A 14,423-nucleotide genomic window follows, 5' to 3' on the forward strand; every position below is an offset into this window, starting at 1 on the left:
CGCAACATTGCACCCACGTCGGCTATGTCCACGACAAGAAAAAAATCGTCACGCGCTTGCGCCGCGTCGAAGGACAGGTGCGGGCCATCACGTCGATGGTCGAGAACGACACCTATTGCATCGATGTGCTGACCCAGATCGCCGCCTCGAACAGCGCTCTGAAATCAGTGGCGCTGCTTCTGCTCGAAGACCATCTCGACAGCTGCGTCGCAACGGCGGCGGCCAAAGGCGGACCAGTGGCCGACGAGAAGATGGACGAGGCCGTCACCGCCATCAAACGGCTGGTCAAGTCCTGATTCTTGCTCGAATAGCACTTCATGCAAGAAACCAGCCACTGACAGCCGCCAAGCGACACATTTCTTGCATCAATAACGCTTCATGCAAGAAACCGGCCACTAGCAACCGCTAGATGGCCGGTTTCTTGCTTTGAAGGCCCCGAATGCTATAAAAGAGCCGCCAACAGCTTTACTCCAGTTCGAGTTTGCCAGTGTAGAGCTGGTAGTACTCGCCGTGCTGGGCGATGAGCTCGTCGTGCGTGCCACGTTCGATGATGCGGCCGTGGTCGAGCACCATGATGATGTCGGAGTTGCGCACGGTGGAGAGACGGTGGGCGATGACGAAGACGGTGCGGCCGTTCATCAGCGCGTCCATGCCCTGTTCCACAACTTCCTCAGTGCGGGTGTCGATGGAGCTGGTGGCCTCGTCCAAAATCATGGCAGGCGGGTCGGCCACGGCGGCGCGGGCGATGGAAATCAGCTGACGCTGGCCTTGCGAAAGCCCGGAACCGTCGCCCTGCAACACGGTGTTGTAGCCTTGCGGCAGCATGCGAATGAAGCCGTCGGCGTTGGTGCGCTTGGCGGCATCGATGCACTCCTCATCGGTGGCGTCGAGTTTGCCGTAACGGATGTTGTCGAGCACTGTACCGGTGAAGAGGTTGACGTCCTGCAGCACGATGCCGAGCGAGCGGCGCAGGTCGGCCTTCTTGATGTTGTTGACATCGATGCCGTCGTAAAGGATCTGGCCTTCCTGCACGTCGTAGAAGCGATTTATGAGATTGGTAATAGTGGTCTTGCCGGCACCGGTGGCACCAACCAAAGCCATCTTCTGACCGGGCTTGGCGAACCAGGTGATGTCGTGCAGGACGGTCTTGTCCGGATTGTAGCCGAACGAAACGTTCGTGAAGCGCACGTCGCCACGCAGCAACGTCAAACGACCATCCGGAGAAGTAACAGCCTTCTCATGCGCCTTCATCGCAACCTCACGGGCCGAGCCCTTGAGTTTCTTGGCGGCCTCAAGGGAGCGTGTGCCATCGTCGTCCGCCGCGCGCTTCCATGCCCAGTGGCCGGTCTCGTGATCGGTTTCCGTCATTGTGCGGCCGTCCGAGCCAAGCTCGACGCTGACCAGACGCACGGTGCCGTTGTCGGATTCCACCGGCTCGTCAATCAGGTTGAAGATACGCGCCGCTCCGGCCAGCGACATCATGATCATGTTGATCTGCGAGGAAATCTGGCTGATCGGGTTGATCAACGCCTTGGAAAGCGTGAGGAACGAAACGATAGCGCCGAGCGTCAACGACCCGGAACCGCCGAAACCAAAGTTGAACCAGCCGTTGATGCCCGCTACGCCTCCGACAATGGCCAGCAGCACGTAGAGCACATTGCCCATGTTGCCGATGACGGGCATGGTGATGTTCGCGTAGATGTTCGCCTTGGAAGAGGCCTCGAAAAGCTCTTCGTTCTTCTTGTCGAAACGGTTCTGCGTGGCATCCTCGTGGTTGAAGACCTTGATGACCTTCTGCCCGTTGACGGATTCCTCGACGAACGCGTTGACGTCGCCGATTTTCTCCTGCTGGCTGACGAAGTAGCGTCCGGAACGGCTGACGATCACACGCACCAGAAGCATCATCAGCGCCACGAAGACGATGGTGAAGATGGTAAACGGGACGGAAAGCCAGAGCATGGCGAACAGGGCTGCCACCACAGACGCCGCGGAAATCAGCAACTGCGGCAGGGCCTGAGAGACCATCTGGCGCAAGGTGTCGGTGTCGTTGGTGTATCGGCTCATCATGTCGCCGTGCTCGTGCGTATCGAAATAGCGAATCGGCAGCTTTTGCTGGTGCTCGAACATCTCGTCACGCACCGTCTTGAGCACGCCCTGCTCGATGCCGACGACCATATAGTTCCAGACGAATGAGGCGACCATACCTAGCGCATAGATGGAACCGACGATGATTGTCATACGAATCAGCGGGCCCCAATCCGGCGTCTGCGCGTGGATAAAGGGCATGATGCAGTTGTCGATCAGCGGCTGCAGCACGAACGAGGGCAGCGACTGCGTGCAGGCACAAATCAGGATGCCGATAATCACGACAACGCACTGCCAGCGGTAGTGGAAGATATAGCCGAGCAACCGCTTGGTGGTGCCTTTCGGCGCTTTCTGCACCGCGGGCATACCGGGCTTGCCAGCCTTGCGTTTCTTCATCGCGCCCTTGGTCTGGCCTTTGCCGTCTTTAGCAGTAACATTCTGCTCGTTGCTGTTCTTCGTAGTCATTGTTGCTTCGCTCATCGTCATCATCCCCCTTGCCCTGGTTCTTCGTCTGGGATTCGTAAATCGAGCGGTATTCCTCGCACGTTTTCAAGAGCTCATCGTGAGTGCCGTGGTCGAGGATCTTGCCTTCCTCCATCACGATGATCTCATCGGATTCCTGCACGGATGCAAGCCTCTGGGCGATGATGATCTTCGTGGTGTCGGGGATCTCGGTGGAGAAGGCGTTGCGAATCAGCTTGTCCGTCTTGGTATCGACGGCGCTGGTGGAGTCGTCGAGAATCAGAATCTGCGGCTTCTTCAACAGCGCTCGGGCGATGCACAAGCGTTGCCTCTGCCCACCGGAAACGTTCGAACCGCCTTCCTCGATATAGGTGTCGTAGCCCTTGGGGAATTCGCGAATGAACCCATCGGCCTGTGCCAACTTGCAGACGCGAACCACGTCCTCGTCGGTGGCGTCGGGATTGCCCCAGCGGATGTTCTCGGCGATGGTACCGGTAAAGAGGACGTTCTTCTGCAGCACCATGGCCACAGCGTCGCGCAAAGCGACCAGGTCGTAGTCGCGTACGTCGTGTCCGCCGACTTCAAGCGAGCCGGACGACACGTCATAAAGCCGCGGAATAAGCTGCACGAGACTGGACTTCGACGAGCCGGTGCCGCCGACGATGCCGATGGTCTTGCCGGACTTGATATCGAGATTGATGTCTTCGAGCACCGGTCGCTCACTGCCTTCAGAGTAGCGGAAGGTGACATCGTTGAATTTGATGGATCCGTTGGGAACCTTGGTGATCGGGTGGCTGTTGTCGCGCACCGTGCTCACTTCGTTCAAGACCTGGCAGATACGTTCGGCGTCGGCGCGGGAGATGACGACCATGACCACGATCATCGAGACCATATTAAGGGACATCAATATCTGCATGGCGTAGGTGACCAGCGCGGTCAGATCGCCGGTGGTCAGGCCCAACATCGGATTGTTGTGCGAGGCGACAATCTGCTTGGTGCCCATCCAGGAGATAATGAGCATCGCGCCGTAAACGCAGGTGTTCAGAATCGGCCAGTTGAAGGCCATGACGTGCTCGGCCCTGCAGTAAAGCCTGAAGATGCGCTGGGAGACGCGGCCGAACTTGCGGTCCTCGTGCTCCTCTCGGTCATAGGACTTGACCACGCGGATACCCTGCAGGTTCTCGTCGACGATGTTGTTCAGGTGGTCGTAAGTATGGAAGACCTTTTCGAAAATCGGGTGTACGGAAAGCGCCAGCCCGGTAAGTGCCACCCCGAGGATCGGGATAATGACAAGGAACACCATCGAAATCGAATGGCTGATTCTAAAGGAGAAAATCCAGGCGACGATGACCATCATCGGAGCGCGCACGGCCACGCGGATGATCATCTGGAAAGCGAACTGGATGTTGGTGACATCGGTGGTCAAACGGGTGATGATTGAGCCGGTGGAGAACCGATCGATGTTGGTGAAGCTGAAGGACTGCACCTTCTCGAAGAGATCGTGGCGCAGGTTCTTGGCGAAACCGGACGAGCCAATAGCCGCGTAGCGCCCGGACATGAACCCGGCGAAGAGCGAAACCACAGCGCAGCCGAGCAAGATAAGGCCGAATTTCCAGATCGCCGGCATCGAGCCGCCGGAAACGCCTTGGTCGATCAGCTGGGCCATGATGGTGGGAATCACGATTTCGAGGATGCTCTCGACCATCACGAAAGCCGGGGCCAACAGGCTTTCGCGCTTGTATTCACGCAGACTGTGCAGCAACGTACGTATCAGGTGTTTGGGGTGTTCCTCACTCGTTGCCATCACCTGCGCGTTCTGGGGAGCATCAAGTGCCTTGCTCATCCATTCCTCTTTCTTTTCTTGCTTTGACGTCAACCGTCGCTTCTCCCCCATGACTTTCGTCCCGCTTGATGCCGATACGGCGTATGAAATTCGCGGCGTATATCCGGCCAGAAGCGAGGGACTACTGAAGCCGACAGACTATATAACGCTATTACGAACCGGCTACATTATTGTTGAGAAAACACGTACCCGATAATTCAAAATTAGCCAGCCCCAAATGTTCTATCTGTTTACTTTTTTATGCTCTGAGAGTATTTCTTCACTGCGTCTTTTTCGTTTTTATTGTTTTTCCAATTAAGGGAATCAACAGGACCAGCGAAATTACGATAAACTTATTTTTCATCAACTATTACTCTGATACAATACTTACCGACCGGACGGTAACTATGCTGTTGCCGTAAAAACAAGGAGGAAATGCATGGAAGCAGAAACACAACCAGAAATATTTGTGACTCCACCTAATCTGGCGCCTGATACGCAAAAGCCGCTGGAACACAAGATTCGCTTTGCTACTGGCTTTGCGCTGGTCTCGATTCTATGGGCTCTCCCCTTCAGCATGGGTTCCGGCGTACTGCTGCCACAGGTCTTCTCCGGTATCAAGGGCATCTCCGCTGAAGGAGCGCTCGGCACGATGAACGCAGTCAGCTCGATCTTCGCACTGGTCTCGAACATCGTTTTCGGTACCTTCTCCGACGTCTCCAAATTCAAAATCGGCAAGCGCACCCCATGGATCGTCGCCGGCGGTGTCATCGGCGCCGCAGGTTACTTCCTGACAGCTCACTCCACTTCGCTGCTGTGGATGGTCATCGGCTGGTGTATCGTACAGATCGGCATCAACTGCCTCATCGCCCCTGCCGTCGCCGTACTTTCCGACCGCATCCCCGAGGATGTGCGCGGCACCTTCTCCGCTCTCTATGGCGCCGGCCAGATCGTCGGTATGCAGGCTGGCAACTTTATCGGCAGCTTCTTCCTGACCAAGCTCAACACCGGTCTGACCATCGGCACCTGCGTCTTCCTCTTCTCCGGCATCATCACCGTACTGATTTGGCCGCGTGAGAAGTCCGCTGAAAACAACACCAAAGCGACTTCCGTAACCGACATCCTCAAGTCGTTCATCCCGCCGACCAAGAACTGCCGCGACTTCTATCTCGCCCTCTTCGGCCGCCTCGCCTTCGTCATCGGCTCGTTCATGATCTCCGGCTACCAGCTTCTGATTCTCGAGCGCTACGTACATTTGAGCGTCAAAGATGCGGGTACCGCAATGCAGGTCATGGCCGTCATCACGCTGGTCGCCACCATTTTGGCCTCCGTGGTTTCCGGCCCGCTTTCCGATTTCTTGCATCGCCGTAAGTTCATCGTCGCCATCGCCTGCGTCATCATCGCCTTGGGCATGCTCGTGGCATGGCTGATCCCTACCACCACCGGCGTCTACATCTACGCGACGCTCGCAGGTCTCGGCAACGGCTGCTACATGTCCGTTGACCAGGCCTTGAACGTCGATGTCCTACCCAACCCGCAGGAAGCCGGCAAGGACCTCGGCATCCTGAACCTCGCCAACACCATCGGCCAGGCTCTCGCCCCCGCCTTCACCACCCTGTTCATCGGTATCACCGGTGGCTACAGGGGTGTCTTCCCTGTAGCCATCGTCTTCATGCTCGTCGGCACCATCTTCATCATGATGATCCGCAAGGTCAAGTAAGACCAGACAGTCCATAAATCAATATGTGGCGTTGCAAGCCTTGCACACCAACTTTCGAAAGCCCTTCCAGGATGTATCTGGAAGGGCTTTCGTTGTACGTTACAGAATAAGACATGCAGAACAATCCAGACATTTTATACTTTCCTGCTATATTACTTACCGACCGAAAGGTAATGGTAAAGTTACCGATAACAATGAAGTGAAAGCTGGGTAATCATGCCTATTGATTTGACCATCAGTGACGAAGAACGAAAGGTGCTGTCCACCTGGACGGAATTGGACGGAGACCTCGAAGGCTGCGACCCCAAATACGCCCAAGTAGCGCTTGGGCTGCGCTTGCTTTTCGGACGCGGAGACAGGTCACGTGCCGCCTACTGGGAGAATCCGGAAGGTATCGACCTGATTACCGACATCGACTATGCCGGAGACGGCATCCGGGCTCACAAGCTTGACCTGTATCTGCCGCACGATGCTGTGGTCCGCGGCGGCAAAACCACCCCGGTCTATATCGACATCCACGGCGGCGGATTCATGTACGGGCACAAGGAACTCAACCGCAACTTCAACACCCACCTTGCACAAAAGGGCTTCGCGGTGTTCTCGCTGAACTATCGTCCCGCACCGGAAACCGACTTCCTTGGTCAGCTCACCGATATCGAACAGGGATTCGCTTGGATTGCCGCCCACCTCGCCGACTATCCGGTGGATCCGAATTCGGTATTCATCACGGGCGACTCCGCAGGCGGCACGCTGGGCCTCTATTCGGTGGCGCTCGAACGCAGCGAGAAGATGGCCAAAGACTTCGGCATTGCCCAAGCTGGCCTCAACCTCAAGGGCGGTGCCTTCATCTCCGGGCTGTTCGACTTGACCGACTATATGGCAGCGGTCGAAACGCCCGCAAGCGGCGAAGGCGGCGATCCGACCGATATCGTCGCGCTGATTGCTCCGTTCTTTTTCAAGTCGATTCACGACAAGGCCATCCAATGGGCCGACCTCAACTATCTGGTAGCCAACGTCGACCTGCCGCCGCTTTTCCTCAACACCAGCAACGACGACTTCATCCAATTCAGCTCGTTGCAACTGGCTATGATGCTGAGCCAAAATGGCAAGGATTTCGAAATCCACGACCGCCACACCAAGCGCGGCGAATCGCTGGGCCACGTCTATCCGGTGGGAATGAGCTGGCTCGAAGAAAGCCAAGAGACGCTGCAACAGATCAAGGGTTTTTCCTATAACCTAATCTGATTTAATCTGATTGTAAAAACGAAGTCGGGCCGCTGCACAGAATCGGTGCAGTGGCCCTTTTGTTTTCAAACATGCCGGACATTATTATCATCAAAGAATGGCATGCTGGCCGTTTGACAGTTGCCGTGGTCCGCCTGCTCGTCGGTACAATCTTCATCATGCTCATCCTCAACGTGAAGTAACGACAAACCGACCAATCAAAAATGCCGTGTTCTACGTTTCACTGGACACGGCATTTTTATGCGGTTTCACAACCCATATCCGATAAAAAATATATACGACATCGAATATTCCAACGGTCTAGCACATAGAGGATAATAGAAGATTGTCGTATAAAAAAGAGGTCCATACAGATGTTGCATCTTCCCCGTGCAAAGAAACACGATAACGGCGTCGACAGCCGCACTGCCATACTCAACGCCGCCGTCGTCTCTTTCGGAGAACTCGGATACTACGGAACCTCACTGCAGAAAATCGCCAACACCGTAGGCATGACCAAAGCAGGTGTGCTCCACCACGTCGGCAGCAAAGAGGGGTTGCTCGATATCGTGCTCAACGAAGTCTACGACGACGCAACCGATAGCATCGTAGTAGGCTATATCGATGCCAAACGGCCGCTCATCGCCGAAATGTGGCGCGCCGTCGTGGCTATCAATTCGAAACGGCCGGAACAAGTGCATATGTTCTCCACGCTTGACGCGGAATCCATCGACCCCAAACACCCAGCCCACAATTATTTCAAAAATCGCGATCAACACGTCGTCGACGTCACCCTGAAGACCAAATGGGTCGTTCCAGAGGGCATCGATATCAAGGACTTTGTTCAGGCCGGGTTCAGTATGATGGATGGCATCCAGTTGCGCTGGCTTCGCTCTCCGGAACGTGACTTGAACGAGATGTGGGCCGAATGCGAAGCCGAACTCATGCCGATGCCGATGTGGGAAGGATACCGGTAAGCCGGTTTACTCGATACCCAAACCGTAACCAATGCTTTTCCCAACAAAAATGGCGGTGTTGCACCCCTAAAGAGTGCGACACCGCCACCGTTAATCTATGGTTGAGTTTTGGACTATATGTATTACTTCACCTTGCGAATCATCATGATGAAGACCGTGCCGACGAGCAGGAAGATGATGGCGACAGGGAAGACACCCTTGTATCCACCGGTCATGCCGATGAACGCAGTAGTGAGGATCGGGGCGATGATCTGGCCCAGGGTGTTGGAGAGGTTGAGGATGCCGAGGTCCTTGCCGGCTTCCTGCGGGTTTGGCAGGACGTCGACGTTCAGGGCCTGGTCGACGGACATGTAGCAGCCGTTGCCAAGACCGGCGAGCAACGCGTAGATATACATACCCATAGTAGTCGGCATAATCCAAGGCACGAGCATGCCGATGGCGATGATGACGCAGGCGATGACGACAATGAGCTTGCGGCGATGCAGGAAGTCTGAAAGAGGACCGGAGAGCGCAGACGCAAGGAGGGTGGTGATCATCGTGATGATCGACATGATCTGCATGGCGGTACCAGCACCTTTGACGCTCAGGTGGATGTACTTCTCAAGAATGAGCAGCTGGAAGCCCTGGATCATGAAACAGCCGAGCGTGAACGTGAGACGACCTAGCAGAGCAAGGTAGAAGTCACGTGCGTTCTTGGTCGGCGGGATGAAGGACTTGAGGATTTCGGAGACCGACGTCGCCTTCGTATTGTTTTCTGCGGACTGCTCGCGCGGCCACACCAAGACGGTGATGATGCCGGAGAACAGGAAGATAATGGTGCCTAGGACAAGGCCAGTGTTGAGCTTGGTGAGGAAGAAGCCACCGACGAAAATACCCAACTGAACGCCAATCATCGTAGCCGCGCCGTAAACGGCGGAATAGGTGCCGCGAACGTTTTCAGGGATACGGTCGGAAAGCACGGCGACCGCAGGCGCGATCAGAGCGTTGATGCCGATCTCGACGATGCACCAGCCGACAACGATCCACAGCAAAGTCTTGGATTGCGAGGTGATGAAATAGCCCACCGCACTGATGACGCCGCCGGAGATGATCCACGGCGTACGCTTGCCGATCTTGAACTTCGAAACATCGGACAGGGCGCCGAAAACGATATTGGCAACGAGCGCGAAGAAGACGCTCACCGAGTTCATGGTGGCGAGTGCACCTTCAGCAGAGATGCCGTGGATACTGGTAAATACCTGAGGCAGGAGAACGCCGGAGCCCATGGTGGCCGGCAACGCCCCTAAAAGGGAGACCAGTGCGAATCCTAAGGCGAATCGCACTTTATGAGTCAGCGGTTTTCCTGTATCGGGTGCGAGATCCGACACGACTTCTGTGTTAGATGTTTCCATAATTGATACCTGTTTGAACCTTCCTTCGAAGCGGCAACTCCATAGTTGCCGCTTGGTCAGTAATTAGTCTAACAGTTTCCAAATGAAAAGTAAAATCATCTAACTAATTATCTTTAGATGTTTCTCTATCTAAATGAATAGTTTTGCATAATTACCTAGGTCTAGCACATAGGAGACAATGAGTGTTCTCGTATAAAAAGAGGCTTTTACAGATGCTGCACCTTCCCCACGCAAAGAAACACGACAACGGCGCCGACAATCGCACCGCCATCCTCAACGCCGCCGTCGTCTCCTTCGGAGAACTCGGATACTACGGCACCTCACTGCAGAAAATCGCCAACACCGTAGGCATGACCAAAGCAGGTGTGCTCCACCACGTCGGCAGCAAAGAAGGCCTGCTCGACATCGTGCTCAACGAAATCTACGACCCCACCACCGAAAGCATCATGAACGGTTTCAGAATGACCGACCGCCCCAATGTAGCACGCATGTGGCGCGAGGTCGTGGCCATCAACGCCGACCGTCCCGAGCAGGTCCACATGTTTTCTACATTGGACGCGGAAGCTATCGATCCCAAGCACCCTGCACACGAATACTTCAGAAAACGGGATCAAAATCTGGTGGAAGAAATGCTGCAGATTCCTTGGTACGTGCCGCAGAGCACCAATATCGGAGCCCTGCTACAGGCCGGATTCAGCATGATGGACGGCCTTCAACTGCGTTGGCTGCGCGCACCCGAACGTGACCTCAACAAGATGTGGGCCGAATGCGAAGCCGAGCTCATGCCGATACCTCAATGGGAAGGGTATCGGTAAGCCTCTCAGATCTGGAACACATCGGGATGGGCCGGATCGCCAGGGATGTCGGCCCGGATATTTTCCAGACCCAGCGCATCCTGCCACTCATCCATGGACTTTCCGAACGGGGTGGCCGCCATGCCTCGAGCCTGCAAATCGTCCTTCGCCAGCTCGACGTCGACGATGGAAAGCCCCTCAACGAACGACTTCCAATGGACGAAATTGGCATCGTTGTAAAAGACGTTCCCGACGGTTTCGGTCAAGAGTTCCGCGCGTTCGATGGGCAATGAATCCCAGTGCCGCAGCTCCACGAAATTCTTCAGACGCACGTCGTTGAAATGGGTCGAAAGAATGTGACTGACCTCGTAGGCATTGAGTTCGCGATCCGGGTAGATATCGGCGGCATTGCGCTTGAAGGCCGCGAATTCCTGCTCGTCTTCGCTCAAGCCCGCCGCTTCCGGCGTATGGGTCAGGTCGGCGAACATCATGGGCGTGGCCAGCACGTCACGGGCGTAATCCTCCCAACCAAAGCGTGGGTCGAAAAGCCCCGGCGTAATACCCGTGCGCTGCGGGTCGACCTTGTCCCAGATGCGTTGGCGCAGAAGCGGGAACGGGTTTTGCGCACCCTCGAAAAACGGGGAATTGCGGAAGAACATGGAGATGATGGGTCCTAGTGCGGAGCCGATACGCATTTTGGCGACGGCATCCTTCTCGTCGCTATAGTCGATGCTCACTTGCGTCGAGGCCGAGCAGCGCATCATGCAGGGCCCGTAGGCGCCGACGCGCCCAAGATAGTCGTTCATCGCCGCGTAGCGACGCTTCGGATTGATCTTGATGTCCGCGAAGCTCGTGACCGGCTGGTAGCCGTAATGAATCAGACGAAATCCGAGGTCGTCAAGAATCGGGTCGATTTCGCTGCGAAATTTCCCATAGACATCAAGCAACTCCTGCGGGGTATGCAGCACACCAATCGAGGTCTCGAACTGCCCGCCTGGCTCCAGCGACAGGCTGATACCCGGCCGCGCAAGCCCGAGCAGGTGGCCGTCCTCGACGAATTCCTTGTCGGGGTCATAGTATGGTCGCAACCGCTCCAACAATGTTTCGACGCCGTTCGGTTCAGCGTAACTGACCGCATGGTCGTTGCTGTTACGCACGGGAAGATGCTCAATCTCGACCCCATAGCCATCATTGCGCTCAGGCTTGGCACCGGATTCGAAGAAGCGCAACAGACTGTCCACATGCTTGCTGTTCACCTTCGCGCCGACATGTGCGTAACTCACCCGTGGAGTAGTATTCATAATCTCTATCATATTCGCTCACGCCAGCTTCATTGAGTGATTACGCGGGTTGCGCAGTACTTTGAGTAGATAGTGAGCACAGCAAACCACAGAATAGAGAGCTGAACAAAAATGTGTGCGAATCCAACAGTAGTAGCAGTGGATTCACACACATTTCCTCAGATGATCGATACGGATAATTACTCGACGGTGAACGTGGTGCGCTTCAGGTCGCGGCGACGGGAAGAGTGGCCGACCAACAACTCGAATTCGCCAGGCTCGACGATGCGGTTGGCATCGGCGTCGACGATGGAACAGGCAGAAACCGGAATATCGAGAGTGACCGACTTGGTCTCCCCGGGCTTCAGATCGACCCTGCGGAAGGTCTTCAACTCACGGTCCGTCCAGCTTACCGACGTCACCAAATCACCGATGTAAGCCTGCACCACTTCAGTGCCAGCAGTGCCAGCGCGTTTGCCGGTATTGGTCACATCTATCGAAATATGCAAGATGTCATCGGCGCTAAACGGCGTATCGCCGCCTTCAATCTGCGGGGTGCCATAGGCGAAAGTGGTGTATCCCAAGCCCTCACCGAATGCAAAGGCCGGGTCCTGCGTGAGGTCGGCGTAACGCCAGCCGTGCTGTCCACGAATCTGGTTGTAGTAGACCGGCAGCTGACCAGCGTCGCGCGGGAAGGTGATGGGCAAACGGCCACTCGGGGCGGTGATGCCCATAATGATTTCAGCGATCGCACGGCCGCCTTCCATGCCCGGACTTGGGGCCCAAAGCAATGCATCAGCATTCAGGGCACTGTCCGGAAGCACCTGAGGCTTCGAGCTCATCAGGACCACGACAAATGGCTTGTGCTCGGCTTTGGCCACATCGGCGAGCGCATCGAGCAACGCCACCTGGCCACCCTGCAGCTTGAGCGTTGCGGTGGAACGACCTTCACCGATCAGAGGGATGACATCGCCCACGACGGCGACCACGGCATCGGCCGCCTTGGCAGCGGCAACGGCTTCGTCAAGCTGGGCCCGATCGATCGGCGCGGATTGAGCCACCTTCGGACGCGGCTGGCCGTCGGGGAAGACGCGGCCGGCTGGGTCGTCGACAAGTTCCACCACTTCGGCGCCTTTGGCATAAGTGACTTCGAAATCGTCGTCCTTGCCAAGGTCTCGCAAGCCGTCGACCACCGTGGTAATCATGTCGCGCGGCTGGCCTTCCGGCATCCATGAGACCTGGCCGGAATTGCCGGCCCAGTCTCCCAGCTGCGTCTGTGCATCATCGGCAAGAGGGCCGACAACGGCGATACTGTGGATGGCCTTGCCGTCGAGCGGCAGCGCCGGCTTGTCACCCTTCGAGGAATCATCGGAATCATGGGAATCGTCTGCATCGTTCGTATTACCGATAGATCCCCAAAACAGCGAACCGTTACGCAGCAGCACAATCGACTCACGGGTGAGTTCAAGATTGGTCTGGCGGTGCGCGGCACTGCCGATGACCGCATCGATGCGTTTCTGGTCGGGTAGCCTTGGGTCCTCGAAAAGCCCCAGACGGAACTTCACCGCAAGAATCCTCGAAACTGCTTCATCCAGTTCGCTTTCCTTGAGCAATCCGGTCTTGACGGCCTCAATTGCGCCATCGTAGAACTGCTCGGTGGTCATCACCAGGTCATTGCCTGCCTTGACGGCATCGGCAGCGGCGTGGATGAAATCGGGCTTGATCTTCTGCTCCCAGACCGAGCGGCCGACGTTGTCCCAATCGGTGACCAGCATGCCCTTATAACCCCAGTCGCCGCGCAGCTTCTTGCTCAACAGCCAGTGGTTATAGGTCACCGGCACGCCCTCGATGGATTCATAGCCAAGCATGAATGTGCCCGCACCCTCGCGCGCTACCCTTTCAAAGGGCGATAGGAACCACGAGGTCAACTTGCGGTGCGAAAGATCGGCTTCGCTGGCGTCACGTCCGCCCTGCGTTTCCGAATATCCCGCAAAATGTTTTGCACAGGCCAGGATGGCGTCTTTGGCAAGTGGCTCCCCCGCCTTGGCACCGCCCTGATAGCCGCGTACCATGGCAGAACCAAATTCGCCGATCAACGTCGGATCCTCGCCGAAGGTCTCCCCGACGCGGCCCCAACGGGTATCGCGCGCGATGCAAAGCACCGGCGAGAACGTCCAATGCACACCCGTGGTGGAAACCTCCTCTGCTGTGGCACGAGCCGCTTTTTCGACCTTGGCCGGGTCCCAAGAGGTTGCCATGCCGAGCTCTTCGGGGTAAATCGTGGCACCGGGCCAGAAGGAATAGCCGTGAATGCAATCGTCGCCGATGACCAGCGGAATGCCAAGCCGCGTCTGTGTGCGCACCATCTCAGCCGCCTTCGGCAAATCCTCAGGACTGGTGTGCAGAATCGAGCCGACGCGCCGCTCGACGATAAGGTGTTCCAAATCGCCTCCGCGGGCATCGAGCTGCAACATCTGCCCGACCTTTTCCTCAATCGTCATGCGCCCCAAAAGGTCGGCAATACGCTCGCCGTCGCTTAAGTTGGGGTTTTGATACGGCAGTTTTTCGTTTGTATTCATTATTATCATCCTTGACTTTTGCTTGAAGGTCAATACTTTCTGCAGCGCCGATAAGAGATTGATCTGATGCGATTCAATGGCGCCAATCA

At 56.2% G+C, this 14,423-nt stretch carries 10 protein-coding genes; 5 read left to right on the top strand and 5 right to left on the bottom strand.

Going from position 1 to position 14,423, the window contains the following annotated elements:
- Window positions 1–44: 44 nt before the first annotated feature.
- Window positions 45–296, top strand: coding sequence for a metal-sensitive transcriptional regulator (locus OZX70_RS06925; RefSeq protein ID WP_277182154.1), 252 nt, complete (start codon window positions 45–47; stop codon window positions 294–296).
- A gap of 169 nt (window positions 297–465) precedes the next feature.
- On the opposite strand, the gene OZX70_RS06930 is transcribed toward OZX70_RS06925, so the two are convergent.
- Together OZX70_RS06930 and OZX70_RS06935 are read right to left on the bottom strand one after the other, a co-directional pair.
- Window positions 466–2,481, bottom strand: a complete 2,016-nt coding sequence (locus OZX70_RS06930) for an ABC transporter ATP-binding protein (RefSeq protein WP_277182155.1) — start codon at window positions 2,479–2,481, stop codon at window positions 466–468.
- Between the two features lie 28 nt (window positions 2,482–2,509).
- Window positions 2,510–4,351, bottom strand: coding sequence for an ABC transporter ATP-binding protein (locus tag OZX70_RS06935; RefSeq protein ID WP_277182156.1), 1,842 nt, complete (start codon window positions 4,349–4,351; stop codon window positions 2,510–2,512).
- A 457-nt stretch (window positions 4,352–4,808) separates the two neighbouring features.
- On the opposite strand from OZX70_RS06935, the gene OZX70_RS06940 reads away from it, so the two are divergent.
- The 3 genes from OZX70_RS06940 (at window position 4,809) to OZX70_RS06950 (ending at window position 8,290) form a co-directional block, all read left to right on the top strand.
- Window positions 4,809–6,089, top strand: a complete 1,281-nt coding sequence (locus OZX70_RS06940) for an MFS transporter (protein WP_277180198.1) — start codon at window positions 4,809–4,811, stop codon at window positions 6,087–6,089.
- A gap of 216 nt (window positions 6,090–6,305) precedes the next feature.
- Window positions 6,306–7,334, top strand: coding sequence for an alpha/beta hydrolase (locus OZX70_RS06945; RefSeq protein WP_277180200.1), 1,029 nt, complete (start codon window positions 6,306–6,308; stop codon window positions 7,332–7,334).
- A gap of 353 nt (window positions 7,335–7,687) precedes the next feature.
- Complete coding sequence (locus tag OZX70_RS06950; protein WP_277180202.1) at window positions 7,688–8,290, top strand: helix-turn-helix domain-containing protein; 603 nt, start codon at window positions 7,688–7,690, stop codon at window positions 8,288–8,290.
- 122 nt (window positions 8,291–8,412) lie between these two features.
- On the opposite strand, the gene OZX70_RS06955 is transcribed toward OZX70_RS06950, so the two are convergent.
- The gene (locus OZX70_RS06955; protein ID WP_277180204.1) at window positions 8,413–9,681 is read right to left on the bottom strand and encodes an MFS transporter; all 1,269 of its coding nucleotides are present in this window, start codon (window positions 9,679–9,681) and stop codon (window positions 8,413–8,415) included.
- A gap of 212 nt (window positions 9,682–9,893) precedes the next feature.
- On the opposite strand from OZX70_RS06955, the gene OZX70_RS06960 reads away from it, so the two are divergent.
- Entirely contained in the window at window positions 9,894–10,496 is a 603-nt protein-coding gene (locus tag OZX70_RS06960; RefSeq protein WP_277180206.1) for a helix-turn-helix domain-containing protein, read from the top strand.
- A 5-nt stretch (window positions 10,497–10,501) separates the two neighbouring features.
- Here OZX70_RS06960 and OZX70_RS06965 read toward each other — a convergent pair whose 3' ends face one another.
- Both OZX70_RS06965 and OZX70_RS06970 read right to left on the bottom strand, forming a co-directional pair.
- Window positions 10,502–11,776 (bottom strand): glutamate-cysteine ligase family protein, encoded by a 1,275-nt coding sequence (locus OZX70_RS06965; RefSeq protein WP_277180208.1) that lies wholly within the window; start codon window positions 11,774–11,776, stop codon window positions 10,502–10,504.
- Between the two features lie 179 nt (window positions 11,777–11,955).
- Window positions 11,956–14,334, bottom strand: a complete 2,379-nt coding sequence (locus OZX70_RS06970) for a glycoside hydrolase family 3 N-terminal domain-containing protein (protein WP_277180210.1) — start codon at window positions 14,332–14,334, stop codon at window positions 11,956–11,958.
- Window positions 14,335–14,423 lie beyond the last annotated feature (89 nt).

Origin of the sequence: Bifidobacterium sp. ESL0732 (assembly GCF_029395535.1) — a bacterium.
Classification (GTDB): Bacteria; Actinomycetota; Actinomycetes; order Actinomycetales; family Bifidobacteriaceae; genus Bifidobacterium.